The following is a 25,365-nucleotide window of genomic DNA, read 5'->3' on the forward strand; positions in this document are numbered from 1 at the left end:
CTCACGCCTCGCCCCCGTCGTCGCCGTCCGCGCCGCCGACGCTGTCCGAGCGGACCGGGTCGTGGACGGTCACCAGCTTCGTCCCGTCGGGGAAGACCGGTTCGACCTGAATCATGTCGACCATCTCAGGGACGCCGTCCATCACGTCCTCGCGGCCCAACAGCTGTGAGGCCCCCGCGCGGATTTCGGCGACCGACTGGCCCTCGCGGGCGCGCTCGATGCACCAGTCGCTGATGTAGGCGACCGTCTCGGGGTGGTTCAGCAGGACGCCGCGCTCCTTGCGACGCCGTGCGACCTCTGCGGCGGTAAAGACCGTGAGCCGTTCCTGTTCCTTGGGGGTGAGTTTCATAGCAGGTACCGTTGAGCGAGTGGCAGTTCCGAGGACGGTTCGCAGGTGACGTGTTCGCCGTCGACCCGCACCTCGAAGGTCTCGGGGTCGACGGCGATGTCGTCGGGGCAGTAGTCGTTGTACACCATGTCGGCCTTGCCGGGCGTGCGGGTGCCCGCGACGGGGACGACCTCGGAGTCCAGCCCGTACTCCTCGCCGACGCCGCGCTCGGCGGCAGCCGGCGAGACGAACGACAGCGAGAGGGCGTGTTTCGCCTTACCGACGGCCCCCGCGCGTTCGCGCTGGAGAATCGGTTCACAGGTCATCAGCGACCCGTTGGCCTCGCCCATCTCGGAGTGGACCGGGAAGCCGCCCTTGAACGTCATCGCGGGCTTGACGCCGAAGAAGGCGGGGTCCCACAGCACCACGTCGGCGAGCTTGCCGGGTTCGAGCGTCCCGACGTACTCCTCGATGCCCGCCGAGATGGCGGGGTTGACGGTGTACTTGGCGATGTAGCGTTTGACCCGGAAGTTGTCCGCACCGGTGCCCTCGTCCTCGGGCAGCGGGCCGCGCTGGGACTTCATCTTCGAGGCCGTCTGCCACGTCCGGGAGACGACCTCGGCCATCCGCCCCATCGCCTGTGAGTCGGAGGTCATCATCGAGATGGCTCCCATGTCGTGGAGCACGTCCTCGGCGGCGATGGTCTCGGCCCGGACCCGGGACTCGGCGAAGGCCACGTCCTCGGGTACGTCGGGGTTGAGGTGGTGACACACCATCACCATGTCGAGGTGCTCGTCGAACGTGTTGTCCGTGTAGGGCATCGAGGGGTTCGTCGAGGACGGCAGCATGTTGGGCTCGCCGACCATCTCCATGATGTCCGGGGCGTGGCCCCCGCCCGCGCCCTCGATGTGGAACAGGTGCATCGTCCGGCCGTCGACGGCGTCGAACGTGTTCTCGACGAAACCGGCCTCGTTGAGCGTGTCGGTGTGCATGCACACCTGCACGTCCTCGTCCTCGGCCACGTCGAGCGCCGTGTCGATGGCCGCGGGCATCGACCCCCAGTCCTCGTGGAGCTTCAGCGTGCAGGCCCCGGCCTCGATCTGTTCGCGCAGCGGCTCGGGGTCGGAGGCGTTGCCCTTCCCGTAGAAGCCGACGTTGACCGGCCACGCCTCGGCCGCCTGCAGGTGGCGCTTGACGTTCTCCGGACCGGTGGTGCAGGTGGTCGCGCCGCCGCCATAGCCCCCGCCGAGCATCGTCGTGATGCCCGAGGACAGGGCATGTTCGTGCAACTGCGCGGAGTTCCAGTGGACGTGGATGTCCAGTCCGCCGGCGGTGGCTATCTTCCCCTCCGCGGGGTAGACGTCGGTCGACGGCCCGACCACGAGGTCGACGCCGTCCATCGTATCGGGGTTGCCGGCCTTGCCGATGCCGGCTATCTCGCCGTTGCGGATGCCGATGTCGCCGGCGACGACGCCCAACACGGGGTCGATGACCGTCGCGTTCGTGATGACCCAGTCCATCGCGCCCTCGGCCTGCGTGACGCCGGGGGCCATCCCCAACCCGTCCCGCAGCGTCTTGCCGCCGCCGAAGACCGCCTCGTCGCCGTGCGTGCGCAGGTCCTCCTCGACTTTCGCGAACAGTTCCGTGTCGCCCAGCCGGACCTTGTCGCCCTCGGTGGGGCCGTACAACTCCGCGTAGTTCTCGCGGTCGATGTCGCGCGTCACTGGTCGCCCTCCTCGTCGTCCTGCTCGCGGGTGTCTCCCCGCTCGCCGTCCCGAGACCCGCTTCCCGAGCGCGCCTCGCTATCCCCGAAGCCGGCCGCTCGCAGCCGTTCGAGCGCCTCGTCGGGGTCGCCGTCGACGCTGCCGTCGACCATCCCGTTCATCCCGTGGGCGACGCGCTTGCCGCCGATGGCGACCAGTTCGACCGTCTGCTCGTCGCCGGGTTCGAACCGCACCGCTGTCCCGGCGGGGATGTTCAGCCGCATCCCGTAGGCGGCCGCGCGGTCGAAGGCGAGGGCGGCGTTGGCCTCGAAGAAGTGGAAATGCGAGCCGACCTGCACCGGCCGGTCGCCGGTGTTGCCGACGGTCACCTCGGCCTTCTCGCGGCCCTCGTTCAGCGTCACGCTCCCTTCGCCGGTGACGACCTCGCCGGGGACGAGCCCCTCAGTCATCTCCGCCACCGTCCGAAACCACTATCGACTGTTCGTCCATCATCTGCGCGCTGGTTTGAACAGGTACGGTAAAGAGATTCACTTCGGCGCAAGTTCCGCCGGGCGCGCGCCGAGACTCGGACGTTCGACCACTAAAGCACTGCCGGAGCGGGCGAAACCGCGCGTTCGTCCATCGTCACGCGCCGTCGAGGTGTGCCCGCGCCTCGGCGACGGTCAGGGGGGACGCCTCGCGGTCGGCGAACAGGCGGACCACCTGCGGCGGCCGGAGGTCACAGTCGGTCAGCAGGTCGGCGTCGGTGAGCACCGCCCGGGTCGGCCCGTCGGCGACGACGTCGCCGGCCGAGTCGAGCAACACGACGCGGTCGGCGACGTGGGGGACGAGTTCCGTCTCGGGGGTCGACACGACGAGCGTAACGCCGGCGGCGGCCAGTTCGTCCAGCAGCGCGAGCACTTCGGCGCGGTTTGCCGCGTCGACGTTGCTGACCGGCTCGTCGAGCATGAGGAGGTCCGGCTCGGTGGTCAGCGCGCTCGCCAGCGCGGCCCGGCGCTGCTCGCCGCCACTGAGCCGGAAGGGCGGCTTCGAGAGCAGGCCGTCGAGGCCGAGCCGGTCGGCCAGCCGTTCGACCCGGCGCTCGGTCTCGGCCGCGCCGAGGTCGAGTTGGCTGGGGCCGTACGCGAGGTCCTCGCGGACGGTCGGGTTGAACAGGTAGTCGGCGGGGTCCTGCGTGAGGACGCTCAGGCGGTCCCGGACGGCGTCGGCGTCGGTCGTCTCGCCGAAGTACCGCACCGTCCCCCGGTCCGGGTCGAGCAGGCCGCCCAACAGTTGGAGCAGCGTCGACTTGCCCGCGCCGTTGGGGCCCAGCAGCGCCACCCGCTCGCCGGCGGCGACGGTCAGGTCGACGCCGTCGACGGCCGCCGTCCCGTCGGGGTAGGCGTAGCCCAGCCCGGTCGCCTCGACGGCGGTCACGCGAGGACCACCGCCGCGACCGTGCCGGCAACGACGAGGGCGAACGCGAGGTCCGCGCGGCCGAGCGACGCCGGCTCGGCGCTCGGTCGCACGCGGGCCCCGCCGCGGGCGCGGGCGGCCCGTTGGACGCGCTCGCCCCGCTCCAGACTGCGGAGGAGGAAGGCCCCGGCGAAGTTGCCCGAGTCCCGCCAGACCCGGCGCAGGGACGGCGTCGAGAGGGTCCGCCCGCGGCGCGCCCGGGCCATCCGCTCCAGTTCGCCGAACGTCACCAGCAGGTACCGGTAGGTGACCGCGAGCAGGGTGACCGCGACGGCCGGGACGGGCAGCCGCCGGCAGGCCCCGAGTACGTCCCGGAACCGCGTGGTCAACAGGAGCGCGGAGAGAAAGCCCACGCAGGCGGCGACCCTGACGGTGAACACCGCGACGTACTGCAGGCCGGCGACCGACAGCGGGAGCGACGGGAGCGTCGGCCCGCCCATCAGCAGGGCTTGGGGGGCGACGACGACGAGCGCGACCGCCGGCGGCCCGCCGAGCCGTCCGAGGAGCGTCCGGACGGGGACACGTGAGGAGAGTGCCAGCGCCGCGGCGAGGCCGGTCAGGGCGGCGACGGTCGCCAGTTCCCGCTGGGTCACGGTCAGCGCGACGAGGGCGACGACGCCGACGAGCTTCACGCGGGGCGTGACCGCCTGCAGGAAGCCGTCGCGCTCGGGCAGGGACTCCGAGAGCAGGAACCGCCGCGCGCGGGCGGCGACGGCACCGAGGGTGCGCCCGAGCAGGTCAGCCCGACCCATCGGTCTCCGCCCCGAGGAGGCGGCCCAGCGCGCCCGCGGCCAACAGCGTCAGCGCGGTCCCGACGGCCGCCGAGACCAGCGTCCCGGCCCCGCTCCCCAGCCCCGGCACGCTGTAGTCCGGCAGCGGCGCGACGCCGGTCGGTTCGGCCGCGTCGGTCGCGCCCGTCTCCTCGGCGGCGTTCTCTAACGGTTCGGCGTAGCCGACCGCACCGGCGGCCCAGCCAAAGACCGGGGCGAGCAAGACGAGGACCGCGAGGACGCCCAGCGCCCGCGGGAGCCACCCCATCAGGCGCTCACCTCCGGCGCGGTCCCGGGCCGGAGGTCCGGCCGGGTCCGGGCGAGATAGCGGTAGACGACGGCGGTGATGGCCCCCTCGACCAGCCCGAGGACGAGATGGCCGACGCCCATGATGGCGAGCGTCGTCGCGAGTTCGTACTGGAACGCCGAGGAGAGACCGAGTTGGAGCCCCGCCGAGAGCGCGCCCGCGGTGATGCCGAGCCAGCCGGCGGCGAAGGCCGCCCGGAACTCGCCGTAGGGGGCGACCAGCCGGTAGACGGCGTAGCCGACGTACACCTCGACGATAGCCATGTTGAAGACGTTCGCGCCGAGGACGACGAGGCCGCCGTCGCCGAAGACCAGCGCCTGTATCGCCACGACGGTGGCGACACAGAGCGCGCCCAGATGCGGGCCCAGCAGGATAGCGGCGAACGCGCCGCCGACGAAGTGGGCGCTCGTCCCGCCCGGGATGGGCCAGTTGAGCATCTGTGCGGCGAAGACCCCCGCCGCGACCACGCCCAGCAGGGGTGCTTGGCTGTCGGACACCTCGCCGCCGGCCCGCCGCGCGGCGAGGCTCAGGACCGCGACGGAGAGCGCGCCGAACAGCACAGCCAGCGGCAGGTCGACGTAGCCATCGGGGATGTGCATACCTCTCCGTCTCACCGCTCGACGGATAATACTTTCCACTCGTGCAGTATTACTGAGGGAGTGGGCAACCCTATTACCGCCGTCCGCCGTAGCCGCGGGCATGAGCGACGACATCGACCGCATCAGCCTGACGCTCCCGTCGGGGATGGTCGACCGGCTGGATGGCATCGTCGACGACTGGGAGTACGACAGCCGGTCCGAGGCCATCCGGGACTCGCTGCGGGACTTCTTCGCCGACTACGAGTGGGAGACCGGCGAGGCCGAGCGACACCACGGGACCGTCGTCGTCGTCCACGACCACCACGTCGACGGCATCGCCGACGACCTCCAGACGGTCCAACACGAGATGGCCGACAGCATCATCTCCGTCCAACACATCCATCTCTCGCACGACACCTGCATGGAGACGCTGGTCGTCGAGGGGCCGGGCGCGGCCATCACCGACCTCGCCAATCGGCTCCGCGCGCTCAGCGGCGTCCGGCAGGTCAAGGTCGTCGTCGTCGACCAGTAACGGACCGGCGGCCGCGCCGGTCCCCGCAGAGTCGGCAATCCTTTCCCCGTCCCGCCGCGCCCGGCTCGAAATGTGTGTATTTCGGACAGAAACACGCAGAGTTATTCGAACATCTCGTTTTCTCCACTGTCCTTGAATATCCTTAAACACAACTCGACATATGAAGGAGGATATAAGATTCGATGAGCAAACCTTATGTGTGTACTCCGGAACGCCAAGAACGTGAGCGAAATCGTGAACGCATGTCCGGATATGCTCGGTGAGTTGTCTAAAACGTGCAGTAATGGCGTGTATAAGGATACGTGCGGCGGCGTCTCGGCGGTGGTCGGCGAATGACGGATTCCCGCACTCGTCGGGGCTTTCTGGCCTCGTCGGCGGCGCTGACCGGGGCCGCGCTGGCCGGCTGTTCCGGCGGTGGCGGCAGCACCAGCGGCGGGACGGCCTCCAGTTCCGAGACCATCACCCTCGGCGTCCTAGAGGACCGGTCGGGGAACTTCGCGCTGGTGGGCGACCCCAAGCACAAGGCGTCGCTGCTCGCCATCGAGGAGATAAACGAGGCCGGCGGCATCGACGGCCAGCAGATAGAGGTCTTCGACCCGGACCCCCAGTCCGACAACCAGCGGTATCAGGAGCTGACCCGCCGGGCCATCCAACAGGAGAACGTCGACTCGCTGTGGGCCGGCTACTCCTCGGCCACGCGGGAGGCCATCCGCCCCATCATCGACCGCGAGGACCAACTGTACTTCTACACGACCCAGTACGAGGGCGGCGTCTGTGACAAGAACGTCTTCGCCGTCGGCCCGACGGCCCGCCAGCAACTGGGCAGCGTCCTCCCCTACCTCGTCGACGAGTACGGCTCGGACATCTACACCATCGCCGCCGACTACAACTTCGGCCAACTGTCGGCGGACTGGGTGAAGGTGCTGGCGAACGAGAACGACGCCAACGTCATCGGCGAGGAGTTCATCCCGCTGTCGAACTCCCAGTTCGGGTCGACCATCAACCGGATTCAGGAGGCCGACCCCGACTTCGTGATGTCGATGCTCGTGGGCGCGAACCACACCTCCTTCTACGAGCAGAAGGCCTCCGCGGGCCTCGACGTTCCCATCGGGACCTCGACGGCGATGGCACAGGGCTACGAACACCTGCGGCTCGACCCGCCGGCGATGGCCAACATCTACGCCGGGGTCAACTACATGCAGGAGATTCCGACCACGCGCAACACCGAGGAGGGCGGGTTCGTCGACCGCTACTTCGAGATGTTCCCCGACGCCCCCTACCTCAACGAGGAGGCGGAGAACAACTACTTCTCCATCTACATGTACAAGCGGGCCGTCGAGCAGGCGGGCACGACCGACCAAGCGGAGGTCAAGGCCGCGCTGGAGTCGGGCATCACCTATCCCGCCCCCGAAGCGCCCGAGGGCGAGGAGATAGCGCTGGACCCCCAGACCCACCACGTCGACCACCACATGTGGGTCATGCGGGCCGACGAGGAACACAACGTCGAGGCCGTCGACGACCGCGTCATCCCCGAGACGTTCCTCTCGGAGACGGTCGGCTGTGACCTCACCCAAGAGGACGAGGAGACGCAGTACACCCCACAGGACTTCTACGAGGAGGCCGGATAGTATGGTAAACGGGCTCAACCTCCTGTTCCAGTTTCTCGATAGCTTCGCCTTTATCGTGCTGGCGGCGGCGGGGTTGGCCATCATCTTCGGCATCATGGGCGTCATCAACCTCGCCCACGGGGAGTTCATCATGGTCGGCGCGTACGCGACGACGCTGGCGAACATCCGGCTGGGACTACCCCTGCCGGCGGCGATGCTGGCCGGCGTGGCCGTCTCGGCCGTCTTCGGCCTCGTCGTCGAACGCGTCGTCATCTCCGGGTCGGTCATCAACTGGGTCAGCCAGACGGCGCTGGGCCGTGACGTGGTCGAACCACTGTACGACCGGCTGGCGGACTCGATGGTCGCCACGTGGGGCCTCAGCCTCATCATGGTCCAAGGCGTCCGCATCACGCTGGGCAACTCACTCGACCAGATCGGAACGCCGCTGGGCGAAATCGCCTACGGCGGCTTCTCGTACTCGGCGTACCGCGTCGGGCTGGCCGGCGTCGCCGTGGCGCTGTTGGGCCTGACCTACTACGTCTTCACCCGCACGGACTACGGGATGCGGGCCCGCGCGACCATTCAGGACGAGGACACCGCCCGGGCGATGGGCGTCGACACCGAACGGACGTACATGACGACGTTCGCCTTCGGGTCGGCGCTGGCCGGCCTGACCGGCGCGCTGTACGCCCCGACCATCACGATGGTTCCCGGACTCGGCGGCTCGTTCCTCGTCGAGGCGTTCGTCGCCGTCGTCGTCGGCGGCCCCAGCGTGGTGCTGGGAACGACGCTGGCCGGCGGTCTGCTGGGCAGCATCAACGCCATCGTCTCGAACCTGTTCAACACCACCTACGGCCGCATCTCCTTGCTAGTGGCCGCCATCGTCATCATCCGGTTCCTGCCCGACGGCGTCACCGGCTACATCGAGCGCCTGCGCGAGCGTAGGCAGGAGGGGGCGTAGATGGCGACCGGCACCGCGGGCGGCGCGGGACCGACCGCGCCGAGCGGACCGCTGAGTCGCGTCCGGGCCTACCTCGAAGGCCCCAACACAATCGGGAGCACGCGGGCGTTCTGGGTCGGGTTCGCCGTCGCCGTGGCGGCGCTCGTGGCCTACCCGTTCCTCGTCGGCTCCTATCAGGCCTCGCGGTTCTCGCTGTTTCTGGTGTACGCCTTCCTCGGCCTCTCGCTGTCGGTCGTGTGGGGGTACGCCGGCGTCCTGTCGTTCGGACAGGTCGTCTTCTTCGGCGTGGCCGGCTACACCTTCGGCGTCGTCTCGGTCAACTTCGCCACGCCGGCGGGCATCACCGGCGCGTTCCTCGTCGGCATCGGCGGAGGCGCGCTGATGGCCGCCGTGCTTGGCTACTTCATGTTCTACGGCGGCGTCCGGAACGTCTACGTCACCATCATCACGCTGGTGTCGACGCTGGTGCTCCACACGTTCATGGCCCAGACCGCCGGGGACCAGTGGACCATCGGCGAGGCCGCGCTGGGCGGGTTCAACGGGATGCCGACCATCCCGAACCTCGCGTTCGGCGTCGGCGGGGCCGCCGTCACGTTCAGTAACTTCACGTTCTACTACCTCGTGCTCGGCCTGCTCATCGCCACGTATCTGGGCCTACGCGTGCTGGTCAACTCCGACTACGGGCGCGTGATGGTCGCGGTCCGGGAGGACGAGGACCGCACGCGGATGTTCGGCTACAAGGTCGAACGCGTCAAACTCGCCGTGTTCACTCTCGGGGGGGCGTTGGCGGGCCTCTCGGGCGTGCTGTACGCCTCGTGGGGCAACTACGTCAGCCCCGGCGTCTTCGAACTGACCTTCGCCTCCCTGCCGGTCATCTGGGTGAGCGTCGGCGGCCGCAAGAGCCTGCTGGGCGCGCTCGTGGCGACGGTCGGCATCGAGTTCTTCCGGAACTCGCTGGGCGGCGAACTCGCCTTCGTCATCGTCGGCACCCTCCTGCTGGTGTTCATCCTCGGGCTGCCGGGCGGTATCGTCCCGTGGATACACGGGACCTACACGCGGCTGCGCGGGGACGACACCGTGCCCGAGCCCCCGGAGACGGCCGGGGAGGTGAGCGAGTCGTGAGCGCCGAGGACGCGGCGGGCAACCCGAACGTCCGCCAGACGGCCGCGGAACTCGCCACGGGCGACCGCACCGACACGCTGCTCCAGACCGACGACCTGCGCAAGGACTTCGGCGGCTTCACCGCCACCGACGAGGTGGACTTCTCGGTCGCCGAGGGGGAACTGCGCTGTCTCATCGGTCCCAACGGCGCGGGCAAGTCGACGCTGCTGAAACTCATCACGGGCACCTACGCCCCCAGTTCCGGCAGCGTCTACTACGACGGGCACGACATCACCGACCTCGACCCCCACGAACGGGTCCAGCGCGGCATCAGCATGAAGTTCCAAGTGCCGTCGGTGTACGGCGAACTCACCGTCCGCGAGAACGCCCGGCTCCCGGTCCAGCAGTTCGCCACCGGGGCCGAGCGCCGCGAGCGCGTCGACGACGCCATCGCCGCCGCCGGCCTCTCGGGCTACGAGGAGGTGGCCGCCAGCGCGCTCTCGCACGGCCAGCAACAGCAACTCGAAATCGGGATGGCCGCCGCCTTGGAGCCGGACCTCCTCCTGTTGGACGAGCCGGTCGCCGGCCTCGACGTGACCGAACGCGAAGCCATCGCCGAGCGGGTGACCCGCCTCAACGAGGAGGCGGGCATCGCCTTCGTCGTCATCGAACACGACACGGACTTCGTCGCCTCCATCGCCGACGAGGTGACAGTCCTGCACAACGGCGACGTCTTCCGCGAGGGACCCGTCGAGGACATCGAGTCGGACACGGAGGTTCAGCGCATCTACCTCGGAGGGGAGCAATGATACTCGAACTCGACGGCGTCACCGCCGCCTACGACACGACCCCCATCCTGCGGGACGTGGACCTCGCGGTCGACGAGGGCGAAATCGTCGGCGTGATGGGGAAAAACGGCGTCGGAAAGACGACGCTGATGAAGACGGTGATGGGGCTGTTGGAGCCCACCGACGGGACGGTCACCTACGACGGCGCGGACGTGACCGCGGCGACGGCCGACGAGCGCGCCCGGGCGGGCATCGGCTACATCCCGCAGGGTCGGGACGTGTTCCCGAAGCTGACCGTCGAGCAGAACGTCCGGATGGGCGAGACGGTCAACGCCGACAGCGACGAGGCGCTGTACGACACCGTCTACGACTACTTCCCGGTGCTCGAAGAGCGGGCGAGCCAGCAGGCCGGCACGCTCTCGGGGGGCCAACAGCAGATGCTCGCCATCGCGCGGGCGCTGGTCTCGAACCCCGACCTCCTCCTGCTCGACGAGCCCAGCGAGGGTATCCAGCCCTCCATCGTCGACCAGATAAGCCGGGACATGCAGACCATCAACGAGGAACTCGGGACCACCATCCTGTTCGTCGAGCAGAACCTCGGCGTCATCCGGGACCTCGCGGACCGCTGTTACGCGATGGAGCGGGGCGAACTCGTCGACGAGGTCGGCCCGGAGACGCTGGCCGACGAGGACGCCATCGCGGAGTATCTCGCGGTCTGACGGCTGCCGACTCCACACCCTTTTCAACGCCTGCGACAAAGCGGTGGTATGGAAATCGTACCGGACACGAGCGTGGTCATCGACGGCCGCGTGTCCGAGCAGGTCGCGGCCGACGCGGACCCCGACGCGGAGGGTGAAGGCGCGGGGTTCGCCGGCGCGACCGTCGTCGTCCCCGAAGCCGTGGTCGGCGAACTCGAAGCGCAGGCCAACGACGGCCGCGAGACCGGGTGGGAGGGGCTCGAAGAGCTCCAGCGACTGGTCTCGCTGGCCGAGGACGGTACCATCGACGTGGAGTACGTCGGCCGCCGCCCGGACGCCGTCGAGAAGCGCGAGGCCGGCGAGGGTGAGATAGACGCGCTTATCCGCGACGTGGCCGGGGACCGCGGCGCGACGCTCGTCACCAGCGACGACGTGCAGGCCGAGGTGGCCCGCGCGAAGGGGCTGGCCGTCGAGTACCTGTCGCCGGTCGCCCGCTCGTTCGACCGCCTGCAGATAGAGAACTTCTTCGACGAGGGGACGATGAGCGTCCACCTCAAGACCGGCGTCGCCCCCTACGCGAAGAAGGGCGACATCGGCGACATGCACTACCAGCCGATACGCGACGAGCCGGCCACCGAAGAGGAACTCCGGGAGTACGCTGCCGACATCGAGGAGGCCGCCCACAACTCCACGGAGGGGTTCCTCGAACTCGACGAACCGGGCATGCGCATCGTCCAGTTCCGGGACCTCCGTATCGCCATCGCCCGGCCGCCCTTCTCCGAGGGGATGGAGATAACGGCGGTCCGACCCATCGTCAAGACGGACCTCGACGACTACGAGTACGCCGACGAACTGCGGGACCGCTTCACGGAACACCAGCGGGGCGTCCTCATCTCCGGGTCGCCCGGTGCGGGGAAGTCGACGTTCGCACAGGCGGTCGCGGAGTTCCTCGTCGACGCCGACTACTCGGTCAAGACGATGGAGAAACCCCGGGACCTGCAGGTCGGCCCCGACGTGACCCAGTACACCGAACTCGGCGGGTCGATGGAGAAGACCGCCGACTCGCTGCTGATGGTCCGGCCCGACTACACCATCTACGACGAGGTACGCAAGACCGACGACTTCGAGGTGTTCGCGGACATGCGGCTGGCCGGCGTCGGCATGGTCGGCGTCGTCCACGCCACCCGCGCCATCGACGCGCTCCAGCGGCTCATCGGCCGCGTCGAGTTGGGCCTCATCCCGCAGGTCGTCGACACCGTCGTCTACATCGAGGCCGGCGAGGTCCACACCGTCTACGACGTGACGACCGAGGTGAAGGTGCCACAGGGGCTGATGGAGGAAGACCTCGCGCGCCCCGTCATCGTCATCCGTGACTTCGAGACCGGGCAGCCCGAGTACGAGATATACACGTTCAACCGACAGGTCGTCACGGTGCCGCTCAACGAGGACGAGGACGGCGAGGACTCCGGCGTCGACCGCCTCGCCAAACAGGAGGTCGAACGCGAGATTCGCTCCATCGCCCGCGGTCACGTCGAAGTCGAACTCCGCGGCCCCAACACCGCCGTCGTCTGGGTCGAGGACGACGACATCTCGCAGGTCATCGGCAAGGGCGGCGGGCGCATCTCCGACGTGGAGAACCGGCTGGGCATCGACATCGACGTGCGCACCTTCGAGGAGCGCCCGACCGGCCCCTCGGGCGGGCCACAGACCGACGCCGGCGGCCAACAGGGCGAACTCGTCACGCCGGAAGTGACCTCCCGGCACGTCATCGTCCCGCTCGACGGCCACGCCGGCGACACCGTCGAGGTGCAGGCCGACGGCGACTACCTCTTCACGGCGACCGTCTCCCGTGGCGGCGAGATTCAGGTCTCGCGGGGGTCGGGCATCGCCGAGGAGCTAGAGCGCGCCATCGACCGCGGCGCGTCGATTACGGTCGTCCCGTCCTGACGCGGCGGCGTCACCCCGCGACCGGTTCGACAGCCACGCATCGTAAGCCGACTGGTTTCGCACGTCGACGGTGCCATGCATCCGCGAGTGGCCCGCGCCACAGAGTTCCGCGCAGTAGAGGCGATAGTCGCCGGTGGCGGTGGCGTTGGTCAGCACCGTCTGCGTCTGGCCGGGGAAGACGTCCTGTTTGATGCCCAACTCGGGAACGTAGATGGAGTGGACGACGTCATCGGAGGTCAAGGTGAGGCGCACGTCCGCGTCCCGCGGGAGGACCAGCCGGGACTGGCTGGTGACGTTCGCCGACGGGTAGCGAAAGCGCCAGCCCCACTGGTAGGCGACGACCTCCACCCGCACGTCGGGTTCGACGGCCGGCTCGCCGGGCTGGGCCGCGGCGGCCGGCGTGAGGTATGGGTTCGCCAGCACGAAAAACGCCGAGACGCCGACGAACACGAGGATGACGCCCGTCGCCGCCGTCCACGTTATCTCCAGCGCGGGGTCGTCGACGGTGGGACTGGGGTCGTCGTTGTCCCGGAACCGGTAGACGGCGTAGACGAGCGTCAGCTCGACGAACAGCGTGAGCGGTAAGGCGACGTACAGCAGTTGGCTGTTGAGGTCGTCGATGGCCGCGCGGTTCACCGACTGGGCGGCCGCCGGCGTCGCAAGCAGACAGAGACCGACCGCCAGCAGACCCAGTCGCGCGGCGATTCGCGTGGTCCGCATCGGTTCGAACTGCACTCGGCATCCGGATATAACTTCGGTCGGGTGAGAAGCATAGCGACGACTGACCGGCGAAAACGTCCCCGAGAGCGTCTCTAAGCGCCCATCTATGTCTCGTCGAGCCGCTCCTGCCACTGCTGGACGGTCGCCATGAGCTCCACCGGCGGCGTCTCGTTCACGTCGAGGTCCGCGAGCGCGTCCAGCACCGCGGCGGCGTCCTCGTCGAGCGGGGCGTCGGCGGTCCCGCCGTCGGCGCTGGCCCCGCGGTCCGGACGCGTCTCGCCAGCAGCGTCCGAACGGTCGGGGCCGCCGGCCGACCCGCCGCCGAAGCTCCCGCTCCCGAGGTCGAAGACGGCCTGTGTCGTCCCGCCGTCGCCGCCGCCTTTCGCCTCGATGGCCTTCTCCTCGCGCAGGCGGTCGAGCACCGTCCGCGAGCGGTCGACGACGGGGTCGGGCACGCCCGCGAGGTCGGCGACGTGGATGCCGTAGGAGCGGTCGGTCGGGCCGTCCCGGACCGTCCGGAGGAAGGTCACCTCGCCGTCGGTCTCGTCGGCGGCGACGTGGACGTTCTCGACGCGGTCGAGGTGGTCCGCGAGCGTCGTCAGTTCGTGGTAGTGGGTGGCAAACAGCGTCTTCGCGCGCACCTCGTTGTGGAGGTACTCCGTCGCGGCCCACGCGATGGAGATGCCGTCGAACGTCGCAGTTCCCCGACCGACCTCGTCGAGGATGACCAGCGACTCCTCGGTCGCGGAGTGGAGGATGTTCGACAGCTCCTGCATCTCGACCATGAACGTCGAGCGCCCCTGTGCGAGTTCGTCCAGCGCGCCGACGCGGGTGTAGATGCCGTCGACGACGCCGACCGTCGCCGACCGTGCCGGGACGAAACTGCCGACCTGCGCGAGCAGCGTCACCAGCGCCGCCTGTCGCATGTACGTCGACTTCCCGCTCATGTTCGGCCCGGTGACGACGAGGAACTGCCGCTTGGCGTCCATGTAGAGGTCGTTGGGGACGAACTCGGTCGTCTGCTCGACGACCGGGTGCCGGCCGGCCTCGATAGCGAGTTCCCGGCCGTCGGTCAGTTCGGGCCGACTCCAGTCGTTCTCGACGGCGTGGACCGCCAGTCCGGCCAGCGCGTCCACCTCCGCGAGCGCCCGGCCCGCGTCCTGCAGGAGCGGGGCACGCTTGCCGACCCGCTCGCGCAGTTCCTCGAACAGGGCGTACTCCATCTCGTGGCGGCGCTCCTCCAGTCGGAGCACGTCGCGTTCCTTCTCGTCGAGTTCCGGAATCGTGTAGCGCTTGGAGTTCTTGAGCGTCTTTATCTCCTCGTAGGCGTCGGGGACGGCGTCAGTCTCGCTCTTGCCGACTTGGATGTAGTAGCCGTCGGTCCGGTTGCGGTCGACCGAGAGGTGGGTGATGCCGGTGCGCTCCTTCTCGCGGTCGGGCAGGGTTTCCAGCCACTCCAGCGCGGCCTCGTGGTCCTCGACGACGGCGTCGAGTTCGTCGTCGTAGCCCCGCTCGAAGAGACCGCCCTGCGTGACCGTGCCGGGCGGGTCGTCGACCAAGGCGGCGTCCAGTTCGGCCGCCAGCGCCGCGGCCCCCTCGCGGTCGGCGTCGGCCAGCACGTCCGCCAGCGGCGACTCGGCAAGGCGCTCGGTCTCGGCGACGGCGTCGGCCACCTCGGGCAGCAGCGCCAGCGTCTCCCGTACCGCCCGCAGGTCGCGGGCGTCGGCGCTGCCCGAGGTGGCTTTCGACCCCAACCGTTCGAGGTCGTAGGCGTCGCCCAGCGTCTCCCGAATCGTCTCGCGGGCCATCGCGGCCTCGGTCAGCGCCGCGATACAGCCCTGCCGGCGGCGCAGTTCGCCCCGGTCCCGCCGGGGCCGCTGGAGCCAGCGCCGGAACAGGCGGCCGCCGGCCGCGGTGACGGTGTGGTCGACAGTGTCGAACAGCGACCCGGAGCCGTCGCCCTGCATCGTCTCGGTCAGTTCGAGGTTGCGCTGGGTGGTCGCGTCGAGGTCGACGTAGCCGCCCGCGCCGTAGGCCTGCAGGCGCGTCACGGCCGCCAGCGTTCCGACGCCCGTCTCGGCGACGTAGGCGATGGCGGCCCCGGCGGCGCGGATGGCCGCCTCGTCGCCGTCGATGCCGACGCTGTCCAGGGTCTCGGCTCCGAACTGGTCGCGGACGCGGTGGCGGGCGCGGCCGGCGGCGAAGGCCTCGGCGTCGTGGACCGTCAGCGCGGCGTCGGTCCGCTCGCGCAGGCGGTCACAGAAGTCGCCGTCGTTGCGCAGGTCCGGCCCCGGGAGGATTTCGGCGGGCGCGAAGGTGTACAGTTCCGACAGCGCCGCGCCGGGGTCGGCGTCGTCGAGTTGGGTCACCTGAAACTGGCCGGTCGTCGCGTCGACGAACGCCAGCCCGTAGGTCGCCGTCGGGCCGCTGCCCTCGCGGACGACCGCCGCGAGGTACTGGGCGGACTCGTCGCCGGTCTCTAGGTGCGTCCCCGGCGTCACGACCCGCGTTATCTCGCGGGCGTGGCCGTCGGCCGTCTCGTGCTGGTCGGCGACGGCGACCCGGTAGCCGCGCTCGACCAGCGCGGAGACGTACGGCGTGAGGTCGTCGACCGGGACGCCGGCCATCGGGTACGAGGAGCCGTGAGAGGACTTCTGAGACACCTTCAAGTCCAACTCGTCGGCGACCCGCTCGGCGTCGTCGGCGAAGAACTCGTAGAAGTCCCCACACTGCATCGCCAGCAGGTCCGCGTCGGTCCCCTCCTTGAGCGAGAGGAACTCCCCGACGATACCGGTCGCCTCTGTCATACCCGACTCTGTGGCGCTCCGGGGCGTAAGGATTGCGGGTGGCGGACGACGCCATCGCGTACGCGACCGTCGGACCCGTAGCCTCGGTTACAGGTTCCGGGCGCTTGAGCGGCCAAGTATTTCAACCGTGCCGCGGTAACAGGGGACGATGCACGGGGCGCGCCAGTGGTGGGTGGCGGTCGGGACCGCAGCGCTGGTGCTCGCCGCCCTCGCCGTGACCGTCGGGGCGGGCGTCGCAGCGCCGACCGGGTCGGACCCCGCGGGACCGACCGCGAGCGGCGTCGCCGGCCCGGCCGGCGTCACCACGACGGCGGCGGGCGACACCGGCGCGTCGGCCGACTACAGGCGCTTACCGACGGGGACGACCGTCCCGCAGGTGGCGGACGGCGACGCCATCGCCGTGACGCAGTCGTACCGACTCACGCCGGCCAGACCGGGCAACGTCACCGCGACGGTGACCTACGCGGTCCCCGACCGCGTCGTCCAGTTGGAGACGCGGGTCGCCGCGGAGGCGACGGTCGTCCGGTCCGAGGGGTTCGAGCGGGTCAACGCGACCACCTACGAGTGGGACGGCGAGGCGTCGACGGCCACCCTCCGCTACCACCGAAACCCCAACGCGACCGTCCAGCGGAGCGGGCCGGTGAGCGCCGATGGGGAGTACATCGGCGTCGACGCGGGCGAGTGGGCGCTGTTCCGCCGGTCGACGGTGCCGACGCGGTACCGCTACACTGGCACCGACCCGCTGGGCTTCGACATCGACGTGCGAACTGAGGGGCCGGGCGCGGCGGGCCAGCGCCTCGTCTACGCCGGCGCGGGGACGACCTACACCCGGGCCGCGAGCGACCAGCGGTTCCGGCTGTTCGTTCCCGAGCGGGCGTCGATGGCCGAGGACCCCGACGCGGTGCTGGACTCGATGGCGAACGCCTCCGACGCGCTGCGGGTGGGCGACCGGGACGAGCGCGTGTTCGTCGTGGCCGCACCCACCGACCGCGGCGTCGACTGGGGGGTCCGGGGGCTCCAGAGCGGCGAGCGGGACCTGTGGGTCCGGGACGGGGAACGGCTCGACGACGCCGACAACGTCTGGCTCCACGAGTACGTCCACACCCGACAGGCGTTCCGGACGACCGACGAGACCCGGTGGTTCACGGAGGCCAGCGCGACGTACTACGCGGCGCTGTTGACGCTGGAACAGGACCGCATCGACTTCGCGGCGTTCCGGGACCGCCTGAACGACGGCGCGAACGGGGTCTACGACGGCGTCGTCCTCGCGGAGCCGTCGACGTGGACGCGCAACGCCGACTACTACGTCGGCCCGCTGGTGGCCGGCCGCATCGACGAGCAGGTTCGGGTCGAGACCGACAGCGAGGGGACGCTACAGGGGGTGCTCCGGGAACTGAACGGCCGCACCGACCCGGTGACGGGGTCGGTGTTCGTCGCGGCCGTCGAGCGGACCGGCGGCCCGCCCGCGGCGTCGGCCGCGCGGGAGTACACGCAGACGACGGCGGGCGCGACGATGTGGAACGAGACAGTCCACGCCCGCGTCTTCGGCCAACTGCCGGCCCGCATCGGCTACGCGCTACCGCCGATAGCGACGGCGGACGGCTACCGCGCCAGCGGGCCGTACCGCATCGCGCCGGTGGGCGGGAGCGAGCCGATACGACTCGCCACCGGCGAGACGCTGACCGTCGACGTGACCGTCAGTAACGCCGGCGGAACGACCGGGGGTACAACGCGACGCTGGATATCAACGGGACGGGCGTGACGACACAGCAGGGCCGTCTCGACCCCGGACAGCGCCGCACGGTCGCGCTCTCACACACCTTCGCCACGCCGGGACGGTACCTCGTCAGCGTCGACGGGACGAACGTCACCGTCCGCGTCGAGCGCCCGGCGGTGGCGCGCGTGACCGACGTGTCGGTGAGTTCCCGGGAGTTCACGCAGGGAGAGACAGCCGTCGTGACGGCCACGGTGGTCAACGACGCCGCCATCCCCGCGGAGACGACGGTCGTGTTCACCCGCGACTACGGCGCGGTCACCGAGCGGCGGGTGTATCTCCCGCCCCAGAACACGACGCAGGTGTCCAGCGGCGTCCCGCTCACGGAGGGGGGCGACGTGTTGCTGTCGGCCGGCGGCGCGCCCCCGGTGTCGGTCCGCGTCGTCCCCGGGGTCGACGAACAGACGCCGACGGCGACGACTACCGCCACGCCGCGGCGGACGACCGGCGACAGCGGCCCGGGCTTCACCGCGCTCGCCGCGGCGCTGGCGGCGGCACTGACAGTGGCAGTACTCGCGCGGGAACGGGACCAATAGCGGCCGGTCGCTACGCGTGTGTTCGCTCCGAGGGGAGCCCTACCTCGACGGCGTAACTGGACTGGAGCCACGCCGCGGGGTTGTCGAGGTCGTAGACGACGACGTCGCCGCCGCCGGTGGTGAAGGTGCCGTACTGCTCGGTGGGCTGGTCGGAGTCGGTCGGTGCCGGTTCCATCGTCTTCGCCCGTCGGTCGACGGTGGAGTGGGTTAAGCGTTTCTCGAATCTAATATAGAGTACTAGTACCATATTAAGGTCCGACGGCGAACTGCGGGGCTCCGGCCGCCGGGGCACGGTGCCACCACCCCGCACCCGCCCTCTGTCTCACTTCGTGGAGACCACGAAGTCGGACTGAATCCACGCGTCAGTGTTCTCTCGGTCGTAGACGACCACGTCGCCGTCTGCGGTCCTGAGCGTGCCGTAATCGACAGCCACGGTATTCGTCGTGCCTGCCATCGTCGTGTTCCAAGGTCCCCACCCGGGACCTGTTAGAGAGAATGATTGATGGCGATATAATTCTGCCCGCAGTATCGAGCAGTGAGCCGCCGGGGACCACCACCGCTTAGGGCCGGGCGGTCGACCGCTCGGACATGACACGCGCGGACGCGCCGGTGTCGCCGCCGGTGGTACTGACGATAGCGGGGAGCGACTCGGGCGGTGGCGCGGGGATACAGGCGGACCTGAAGACCATCGAGGCCGGCGGCGGCTTCGGGACCAGTGTCGTCACTGCGGTCACGGCCCAGAACACGACCGGCGTCGGCGGCCAGCACCTCGTTCCGGTCGCGGACGTGGCGGCGCAGTTGACGGCCGTCACCGAGGACTTCGACGTGGCGGCGGTCAAGACCGGCATGTTGGCGACCAGCGACGTCGTCGACCTCGTGGCCGAGCGCGCCGACGCGCTCCCGGACCTCGTCGTCGACCCCGTGATGGTCGCGGCGTCGGGCGACCGGCTGCTCGAACCCGAGGCGGAGGCGGCCTACGAGTCGCTGGTCGCCGAGGCGGGGCTGGTGACGCCCAACGCCGACGAGGCCGCGGTGTTGACCGGCCGGACGGTCGACGACCCCGAGGCCGCCCGGGCGGCCGGACGCGACCTCGTGGCGATGGGGGCCGACGCCGCCCTCGTCAAGGGGGGCCACGTCCCCGGCGACGAGGTGGTCGACACGCTCGTGACCGACGAGTCGGTGACGACGTTCCGCCACGAGCGGGTCGACACCGACGCCACCCACGGCTCTGGCTGTACGCTCTCGTCGGCCGTCGCCACGCGGCTGGCCCACGGCGACGACTTGGCCGACGCCGTCGCCGCGGGCATCGACCTGCTCTCGCGGGCGGTCCGGTACAACCTCGACGTGGGCCAGGGGGCGGGCGCGGTCCACCACGCCGTGGCCGCGCGCGACGACGCGGCCCGCGACCGGACGCGCGAGGCCGTCGAGGGCGTCGTCGCCGCGCTGGTCGAGCGGGACGTGTCGGGGTTGGTCCCCGAGACCGGGATGACCGTCGCCGGGGCGACACCGTACGCGGAGACGCCCGCCGAGGTGGCCGCGGTCGAGGGCGGTATCGTCCGGACCCGCGACGGCGTGCGCGACGTGCGGGGCGTCCGGTTCGGGACCGGCGGCACGGTCGCCCGGTTCCTGCTGGCCGCCCGTGAGCACGACCCGGCGGTCCGCTTCGCCCTGAACTGCCGGCTCGACGACGCCGTCGAGTCGGGGCTGGACTCGCTGTCCGGGACCGTCTCGGGGTACGACCCGAGCGAGCGCCCGGCCGGGGCGGCCGACGACGCCGTCGCGTGGGGCGTCGGCGAGGCCTACGCGGCCAGCGACGACCCGCCGGTAGCCGTCGTCGACCGCGGGGCGGTCGGGGCGGCCCCGAGCGCGACCCTGCTGGCCCGGGACCCCGAGACGCTGCGCGAGCGCGTCCGGACGGTGCTGGCGGCCGTCGAGGGCACGTAACGCGGTCGTGCCCGGGCCGGGACGACCGCCCCGGCCGCTTTTGTAGCGGCGCGGCCAACGGCGGGTATGACCGACGAGACGGCGTCGATAACGGTGTTCTCGGACTACGTCTGCCCGTTCTGTTACCTCGGGCGGGCGTCCCTGCGCCAGTATCAGGCGACCCGGGACGAGGCGCTGGAGATAGACTGGCACCCCTACGACCTGCGGAGCCAGAAGCGCAACCCCGACGGGAGCATCGACCACTCGGTCGACGACGGGAAAGACGACGAGTACTACGAGGAGGCCAAGCAGGGTGTGCGCCGGCTTCAAGAGAAGTACGGCGTCGAGATGGACGTGGACATCGCCACCGACATCGACTCGCTGCCGGCGCAGGTGGTCTCGTACCGCATCAAACAGGCGTACGACTACGGAACGTGGCTGGCGTTCGACGAGGCCGTCTTCGACGCGCTCTGGCAGGACGGCGCGGACATCGGGAACCCGGCCCTGCTCGTCGAACTGGCCGTCGAGGCCGGCGTCGACGCCGAGGAGGTACGGGCGGCGCTCGACGACGACGCGCTCCGCGAGGAAGTGCGAGGGCTGTTCGACGAGGCCCACCAGCAGGGCGTCACAGGCGTCCCGACGTTCGCCTACGAGGGGTACGCCGCCCGCGGCGCGGTCCCGCCCGAACAGCTCGAACGCCTCGTCGAGGGGACCTAGACGACGCGGTTGCGCAGGTCCTCGCCGCGGGCGAGGCGGCCGACGTTCTCGCGGACGAGGGCGGCCACGTCCTCGTGATAGCGGTTCGTGAACGCCGCGCAGTGGGGCGTCATCACCACCTCGTCGCGGTCCCAGAGCGGGTGGTCGTCCGGGAGCGGTTCCGCCCAGTAGGCGTCGATACCGGCCCCGGCGAGGGTACCGTCGTCGAGCGCCGACAGCAGCGCTTCCTCGACCACGACCGGGCCGCGCGCGACGTTGACGAGGTACGCGTCGTCGGGCATCGCCTCCAACACGTCGGCGTCGACCAGCCCGCGGGTCGCCTCGGTCAGCGGACAGGCCAGCACGACGAAGCGGGCGTCGGCGACGGCGTCGACCAGCGAGTCGGGCGCGTACACCCGCTCGACGCCCTCGACGGGGTCGCCGGAGCGCCGCACGCCGACCACGTCCATCCCGAGCGCCTCCGCGCGGTCGGCGACGCCGCGGCCGATGGTCCCCAACCCGACGACACAGACCCGCTCGCCGGTCAGAGTGAAGGGCGCGCCGTAGGGCTCGTGGGTCCAGTCGCGGTCGCGCTGGCGGTCGCGGTAGACGTGCAGGCGGCGGGCCAGCATCGTCATGTACCCCACGACGGTCTCGGGGACGGTGTCGCCGTGGATGCCGGTGCTGTTGGTCAGCGCCGTCCCGCTCTCGGCGTAGGCGTCGGTGTCGAAGTCGTCGTAGCCCGCGCGGACGCCGTGGACCCACGCCGCGTCGTGAAACGCCGCGCGCGGGCCGAAGGTCACGACGCAGTCGGTGGGCGCGAGCGCGTCGCCGTCGCCGACGGTCACGACCGGAACCGACAGCGACGACAGCGACTCGGCGAGCGCCGCCGCCGGACAGGCCTTCGTCACCGACTCGTGGACCGCGACGCGTTCGATGTCCATACACGTGCCAGCGGCCCGCACGGCCTAACCGTTTCGGCGAAAAGAGGCGACAGCAACGGCTACAGGGCGTCTGTACAGCAGAAGCCGCGGCGACCCGTCACTCCCGCTGGCCGGTGCGGGCGGCGACGCGCATCTCGACGTAGCGACGGCTCCAGTCCTCGAAGTAGGTGCGAACCGAGCGCAGGAGGCGCGCTACGGTGCCGTCCGTCGGGGCGGGGTCAACCGCGTCGTGACTGTCGTCTACCGTCGACTGCGTACCCGTCGTGGGCCCCTCGGGAAAACTCATACGTTACGTACTGCCACACCCGGCATAATAAACATTAGGGATACGCCGACGCGCGGCCCGCCGGCCCCGACACGCGGCCCTCGACGAGCGCCGCAGGAACTCCGAGCCGTCGAGAGAGAGACAACAACGCACTTATACCGGTCTTCCCAACACGGCTCCAAGCGTCAATGACAACGTCCTCGTCTGGGAGCCTCCAGAAGACCTTTCTCAAGTATCAGCACGTCTTTGTGTTCCTCGCGCCGCTGGCGTTCGTCCTCGGCGTGTACTTCTTCGCGCCGACGAACGGCTCGGGGGCAGGCTACTGGTTCGAGTACTGGTGGCTGTTCCTCGCGTTCATCACCGGCGCGACCATCGTCAACACCGTCGGCATCAGCGGGTCGGCACTGTTCGTCCCCTTCCTCATCTTCGTGTTCCCGGTCGTCGCCGGGGAGACGCTGACACCGGAGACGCTGGTGAAGATCGGCCTCATCAGCGAATCGTTCGGACTCTCCAGTTCGGCGCTGGCGTTCATCCAGTACGGGCTCGTCGACCGCCGGCTGGCGACGACGCTCGTTCTCGGGGCCGTCCCGTTCGTCGTCGGCGGCGCGTTGCTCTCCTTTGTCATCCCGGAGCCGGTGTTTCACCTCCTGCTCGGCCTCGCGCTGATGGCGGCGGCGTACCTGCTTTTCAAGGCCGACCTCGGCCACGAGGAACCCGGCGGCACCGACGACTCCGTCTCGGCCGACGGCGGTCCCGGGCTGCCAAACGACGCCGACAAGCTCGGTCCCGCCGGCGTCGAGACGGCCGACGACGGCACCGTCACCCGGGTCGACCGCGACGGAAACGACTACGAGTACTCCCGCGGGGGCTACCTCGAACGGTTCGCCAACTACAGCGTCGGCGGCGTCTTTCAGGGGTTGGCCGGCTTCGGCATCGGCGAACTGGGCATCATCTCGATGCTCCGGACGAAGGTGCCGGTCCGAGTCGCCATCGGTACCAACCACATCGTGGTGGCGACGACGGCTATCCTCGCCTCGGTCGTCCACGTCTTCGGCGGCGGACTGGTCCCCGGCGCACACAGCATCGACCTCGCGTCGACGCCGTGGAACATGGTCGTCTGGACCGTCCCGGCGACGGCGACCGGCGGCCAGATAGCGCCCTACGTCTCGGCGGCGCTGGACACCGGCACCATCAAGAAGGGCGTCGGCGCGCTGTTCGCGGTCATCGCGGCGGCGCTGTTCGTGATGGCCGTCGGCGGGTTCTAAGTTTCCGGGGCCGCCTTCTTCGCGTATGTACGACGACATCCTGCTTCCGACGGACGGCAGCGACGGCATCGGCGTTGCGGCGACCCACGCGGCGACCATCGCCGAGCGATTCGACGCGACGGTCCACGTCCTCTCCGTGGCCGACACGCGGAACCGGTTCGAGAGCCCCGCCAGCGGCCTCTCGGCCGAGGCGTGGACCGACGCCGAGCGCGAGCGGGCCGACAACGCCGTCGAGAGCGCGGTCGACGCGCTGGGCGACGGCGTCGAGACGACGACGGCGGTCCGCGAGGGCGTCCCCCGGACGGAGATACTCGACTACGTCGACAGCGGGGCCATCGACATGGTCGTGATGGGGACCCACGGACGGACCGGGCTGGACCACTACCTCATCGGGAGCGTCGCCGAGAAGGTGGTCCGGCGGTCGCCGGTCCCGGTCGTCACCGTCCGCCTCGAAGCCGGGGACTAGGCGGGTACCGCGCCGGTCGCGGCCCCGTCGGCGTCGGCGCTCAGTTGCCGGTAGGCCGCGACGATGGCGGCCAGCGAGTACAGCGAGACGGGGGCTTGCGCGGCGACGACCGCCAGCAGCGTGAGCCAGTAGGGGAGCGCGAGGGCGGACAGCAGGCCGACGACGGCTCCCAGCAGGCTCGACAACGAGACGACCACCACCACCAGCGCGAACAGGCGGAGCCAGTGCCCCTTCGTGCGCCGGTAGCTCTCCCGCAGCGCGGCGACGAAGTTGCGGTCCTCGACGGCGACGATGGGGAGCATGAACAGGAAGGCGACGTAGGCGACGAGGCCGGGGACGACGAGTAGCGACCCGACGGCGACGGCGAGGCTGTACGCGAGGCCGCCGAGGACGACGTTGGCCGTCGCCAGCGGGGCGTTGCGCGTGAACGCGCCGGCCGGGAACGACTCGCGGGCCCCGGCGGCGAAGGTCCGGACGGCGGCGACGGAGACGTACGCCGAGACGACGACCAGCGCGAGGTAGCCACCGCCGAGCGCCGCGAGCGGAACGTCGACCGTCAGCGGGAGCGCGCCCGCCAACTCGCCCAGTCCGAGGCTGGCGTACCACACCGCCAGCGCCGAGTTCACGAGCGCCGCGGACGCCAGTTGGAGGGCGAGGAAGACGGCGAGAAACGTCGCGCCGGTTCGACTGCCGAGTTGCGTGGCCGCGTCGCTGAGCGCGGCACCGATGCGGAGGGCCATCGGGTCCCGGTTCCGCGGGTGCAACCAAAAGCGTACCGTCAGTCGCCCTCGACGAACGCCACCAGTTCGGCGGTCGGGACGAAGCCGTCGGCGCGTCGGGCGACGACCTCGCCGTCGGCAAACAGGAGCAGCGTCGGGACGCTGCGTACGTCGAACTCGGCGACGGCGTCGAGGTCATCGCTGGGATTGAACACCGCGACGGCGGCGTCGGTCGCCCGGGCGACGTTGTCCAAGACGGGCTCCATCGACTGACAGATGGTACAGCCGGTCGTCCGGACCATCACCAGCACGCGGTCGTGGGTGGCGAGTACGTCGTCGAGTTCGGCCCGCGTGGCGACGGTGACCGGACGGGCGTCCGCGTCGGGAGTCATGCCGTGACTACGGGGGCGGGACGGAAAACGGCCGCGGCGGCGAACACAGCGACTATGCCGGC

At 70.2% G+C, this 25,365-nt stretch carries 28 protein-coding genes; 13 read left to right on the forward strand and 15 right to left on the reverse strand.

What is annotated here, in order from left to right; translation table 11 throughout:
• Position 1 precedes the first annotated feature (1 nt).
• The 7 genes from ACV7JO_RS11295 to ACV7JO_RS11325 all read right to left on the reverse strand — a co-directional run bounded on the left by ACV7JO_RS11295 (position 2) and on the right by ACV7JO_RS11325 (position 5,183).
• Entirely contained in the window at positions 2-349 is a 348-nt protein-coding gene (locus ACV7JO_RS11295; RefSeq protein WP_470353515.1) for an urease subunit gamma, read from the reverse strand.
• Positions 346-2,052, reverse strand: a complete 1,707-nt coding sequence (gene ureC, locus ACV7JO_RS11300) for an urease subunit alpha (RefSeq protein ID WP_470353516.1) — start codon at positions 2,050-2,052, stop codon at positions 346-348. Before ureC ends, ACV7JO_RS11295 begins: the two co-directional genes overlap by 4 nt.
• A complete protein-coding gene (locus ACV7JO_RS11305) occupies positions 2,049-2,501 on the reverse strand; it encodes an urease subunit beta (RefSeq protein WP_470353517.1) in 453 nt (150 codons plus the stop codon). Before ACV7JO_RS11305 ends, ureC begins: the two co-directional genes overlap by 4 nt.
• Before the next feature lie 175 nt (positions 2,502-2,676).
• On the reverse strand, positions 2,677-3,468 hold the full coding sequence (locus tag ACV7JO_RS11310; protein ID WP_470353518.1) for an energy-coupling factor ABC transporter ATP-binding protein: 792 nt from the start codon (positions 3,466-3,468) through the stop codon (positions 2,677-2,679).
• A complete protein-coding gene (gene cbiQ / locus ACV7JO_RS11315; RefSeq protein WP_470353519.1) occupies positions 3,465-4,259 on the reverse strand; it encodes a cobalt ECF transporter T component CbiQ in 795 nt (264 codons plus the stop codon). Before cbiQ ends, ACV7JO_RS11310 begins: the two co-directional genes overlap by 4 nt.
• Positions 4,246-4,545, reverse strand: a complete 300-nt coding sequence (locus tag ACV7JO_RS11320) for a PDGLE domain-containing protein (RefSeq protein ID WP_470353520.1) — start codon at positions 4,543-4,545, stop codon at positions 4,246-4,248. Before ACV7JO_RS11320 ends, cbiQ begins: the two co-directional genes overlap by 14 nt.
• On the reverse strand, positions 4,545-5,183 hold the full coding sequence (locus ACV7JO_RS11325) for an energy-coupling factor ABC transporter permease (RefSeq protein WP_470353521.1): 639 nt from the start codon (positions 5,181-5,183) through the stop codon (positions 4,545-4,547). The genes ACV7JO_RS11320 and ACV7JO_RS11325 overlap by 1 nt, the downstream gene beginning before the upstream one ends.
• 100 nt (positions 5,184-5,283) lie before the next feature.
• On the opposite strand from ACV7JO_RS11325, the gene nikR reads away from it, so the two are divergent.
• From nikR to ACV7JO_RS11360, 7 genes are all read left to right on the forward strand, one after another.
• Positions 5,284-5,694 (forward strand): nickel-responsive transcriptional regulator NikR, encoded by a 411-nt coding sequence (nikR, locus tag ACV7JO_RS11330; protein ID WP_470353522.1) that lies wholly within the window; start codon positions 5,284-5,286, stop codon positions 5,692-5,694.
• Positions 5,695-6,026: 332 nt separating this feature from the next.
• Entirely contained in the window at positions 6,027-7,322 is a 1,296-nt protein-coding gene (locus ACV7JO_RS11335) for an urea ABC transporter substrate-binding protein (RefSeq protein WP_470353523.1), read from the forward strand.
• Position 7,323: 1 nt separating this feature from the next.
• Positions 7,324-8,262 carry an urea ABC transporter, permease protein UrtB gene (urtB, locus tag ACV7JO_RS11340; protein WP_470353524.1) on the forward strand — a complete coding sequence of 313 codons (939 nt, stop codon included), beginning with the start codon at positions 7,324-7,326 and terminating at the stop codon, positions 8,260-8,262.
• Positions 8,263-9,384 carry an ABC transporter permease subunit gene (locus ACV7JO_RS11345; protein ID WP_470353525.1) on the forward strand — a complete coding sequence of 374 codons (1,122 nt, stop codon included), beginning with the start codon at positions 8,263-8,265 and terminating at the stop codon, positions 9,382-9,384.
• Complete coding sequence (locus ACV7JO_RS11350; RefSeq protein ID WP_470353526.1) at positions 9,381-10,172, forward strand: ABC transporter ATP-binding protein; 792 nt, start codon at positions 9,381-9,383, stop codon at positions 10,170-10,172. The genes ACV7JO_RS11345 and ACV7JO_RS11350 overlap by 4 nt, the downstream gene beginning before the upstream one ends.
• Positions 10,169-10,870 (forward strand): ABC transporter ATP-binding protein, encoded by a 702-nt coding sequence (locus tag ACV7JO_RS11355; RefSeq protein ID WP_470353527.1) that lies wholly within the window; start codon positions 10,169-10,171, stop codon positions 10,868-10,870. Before ACV7JO_RS11350 ends, ACV7JO_RS11355 begins: the two co-directional genes overlap by 4 nt.
• Before the next feature lie 48 nt (positions 10,871-10,918).
• Positions 10,919-12,796: an ATPase, T2SS/T4P/T4SS family gene (locus tag ACV7JO_RS11360; RefSeq protein WP_470353528.1), complete on the forward strand. Its 1,878-nt coding sequence runs from the start codon at positions 10,919-10,921 to the stop codon at positions 12,794-12,796.
• On the opposite strand, the gene coxB is transcribed toward ACV7JO_RS11360, so the two are convergent.
• Together coxB and mutS are read right to left on the reverse strand one after the other, a co-directional pair.
• Positions 12,746-13,516 (reverse strand): cytochrome c oxidase subunit II, encoded by a 771-nt coding sequence (gene coxB, locus ACV7JO_RS11365; protein WP_470353529.1) that lies wholly within the window; start codon positions 13,514-13,516, stop codon positions 12,746-12,748. The genes ACV7JO_RS11360 and coxB overlap by 51 nt on opposite strands.
• A 104-nt stretch (positions 13,517-13,620) precedes the next feature.
• A complete protein-coding gene (mutS, locus tag ACV7JO_RS11370; RefSeq protein WP_470353530.1) occupies positions 13,621-16,323 on the reverse strand; it encodes a DNA mismatch repair protein MutS in 2,703 nt (900 codons plus the stop codon).
• Positions 16,324-16,471: 148 nt separating this feature from the next.
• Between mutS and ACV7JO_RS11375 the strand changes: the two genes are divergently transcribed.
• Both ACV7JO_RS11375 and ACV7JO_RS11380 read left to right on the forward strand, forming a co-directional pair.
• Positions 16,472-18,085, forward strand: a complete 1,614-nt coding sequence (locus ACV7JO_RS11375; protein WP_470353531.1) for a hypothetical protein — start codon at positions 16,472-16,474, stop codon at positions 18,083-18,085.
• The gene (locus ACV7JO_RS11380; RefSeq protein ID WP_470353532.1) at positions 18,082-18,633 is read left to right on the forward strand and encodes a hypothetical protein; all 552 of its coding nucleotides are present in this window, start codon (positions 18,082-18,084) and stop codon (positions 18,631-18,633) included. The genes ACV7JO_RS11375 and ACV7JO_RS11380 overlap by 4 nt, the downstream gene beginning before the upstream one ends.
• Positions 18,634-18,643: 10 nt before the next feature.
• Here the strand turns inward: ACV7JO_RS11380 and ACV7JO_RS11385 are convergent, their stop codons facing one another.
• Together ACV7JO_RS11385 and ACV7JO_RS11390 are read right to left on the reverse strand one after the other, a co-directional pair.
• Positions 18,644-18,808, reverse strand: coding sequence for a DUF7331 family protein (locus ACV7JO_RS11385; RefSeq protein ID WP_470353533.1), 165 nt, complete (start codon positions 18,806-18,808; stop codon positions 18,644-18,646).
• 147 nt (positions 18,809-18,955) lie between these two features.
• Positions 18,956-19,087: a DUF7331 family protein gene (locus tag ACV7JO_RS11390; protein ID WP_470353534.1), complete on the reverse strand. Its 132-nt coding sequence runs from the start codon at positions 19,085-19,087 to the stop codon at positions 18,956-18,958.
• A gap of 134 nt (positions 19,088-19,221) precedes the next feature.
• Here ACV7JO_RS11390 and thiD point away from each other — a divergent pair, with 134 nt between their 5' ends.
• Positions 19,222-20,577 carry a bifunctional hydroxymethylpyrimidine kinase/phosphomethylpyrimidine kinase gene (thiD, locus tag ACV7JO_RS11395; protein WP_470353535.1) on the forward strand — a complete coding sequence of 452 codons (1,356 nt, stop codon included), beginning with the start codon at positions 19,222-19,224 and terminating at the stop codon, positions 20,575-20,577.
• Between the two features lie 66 nt (positions 20,578-20,643).
• Positions 20,644-21,273, forward strand: a complete 630-nt coding sequence (locus ACV7JO_RS11400; protein WP_470353536.1) for a DsbA family oxidoreductase — start codon at positions 20,644-20,646, stop codon at positions 21,271-21,273.
• On the opposite strand, the gene ddh is transcribed toward ACV7JO_RS11400, so the two are convergent.
• Entirely contained in the window at positions 21,270-22,196 is a 927-nt protein-coding gene (gene ddh / locus ACV7JO_RS11405) for a D-2-hydroxyacid dehydrogenase (RefSeq protein WP_470353537.1), read from the reverse strand. The two genes, ACV7JO_RS11400 and ddh, sit on opposite strands and share 4 nt — an antisense overlap.
• Positions 22,197-22,293: 97 nt before the next feature.
• Positions 22,294-22,482 carry a hypothetical protein gene (locus ACV7JO_RS11410; RefSeq protein ID WP_470353538.1) on the reverse strand — a complete coding sequence of 63 codons (189 nt, stop codon included), beginning with the start codon at positions 22,480-22,482 and terminating at the stop codon, positions 22,294-22,296.
• A gap of 167 nt (positions 22,483-22,649) precedes the next feature.
• On the opposite strand from ACV7JO_RS11410, the gene ACV7JO_RS11415 reads away from it, so the two are divergent.
• Positions 22,650-23,726, forward strand: coding sequence for a TSUP family transporter (locus ACV7JO_RS11415; protein ID WP_470353539.1), 1,077 nt, complete (start codon positions 22,650-22,652; stop codon positions 23,724-23,726).
• A 25-nt stretch (positions 23,727-23,751) separates the two neighbouring features.
• Positions 23,752-24,192 (forward strand): universal stress protein, encoded by a 441-nt coding sequence (locus ACV7JO_RS11420; RefSeq protein ID WP_470353540.1) that lies wholly within the window; start codon positions 23,752-23,754, stop codon positions 24,190-24,192.
• Here the strand turns inward: ACV7JO_RS11420 and ACV7JO_RS11425 are convergent.
• Both ACV7JO_RS11425 and ACV7JO_RS11430 read right to left on the reverse strand, forming a co-directional pair.
• Positions 24,189-24,932, reverse strand: coding sequence for a DUF7847 domain-containing protein (locus ACV7JO_RS11425; RefSeq protein ID WP_470353541.1), 744 nt, complete (start codon positions 24,930-24,932; stop codon positions 24,189-24,191). The genes ACV7JO_RS11420 and ACV7JO_RS11425 overlap by 4 nt on opposite strands.
• A 38-nt stretch (positions 24,933-24,970) precedes the next feature.
• Positions 24,971-25,303 carry a thioredoxin family protein gene (locus ACV7JO_RS11430; protein ID WP_470353542.1) on the reverse strand — a complete coding sequence of 111 codons (333 nt, stop codon included), beginning with the start codon at positions 25,301-25,303 and terminating at the stop codon, positions 24,971-24,973.
• Between the last annotated feature and the right edge of the window lie 62 nt (positions 25,304-25,365).

It is taken from the genome of Haloarcula sp. MBLA0138, assembly GCF_055632455.1.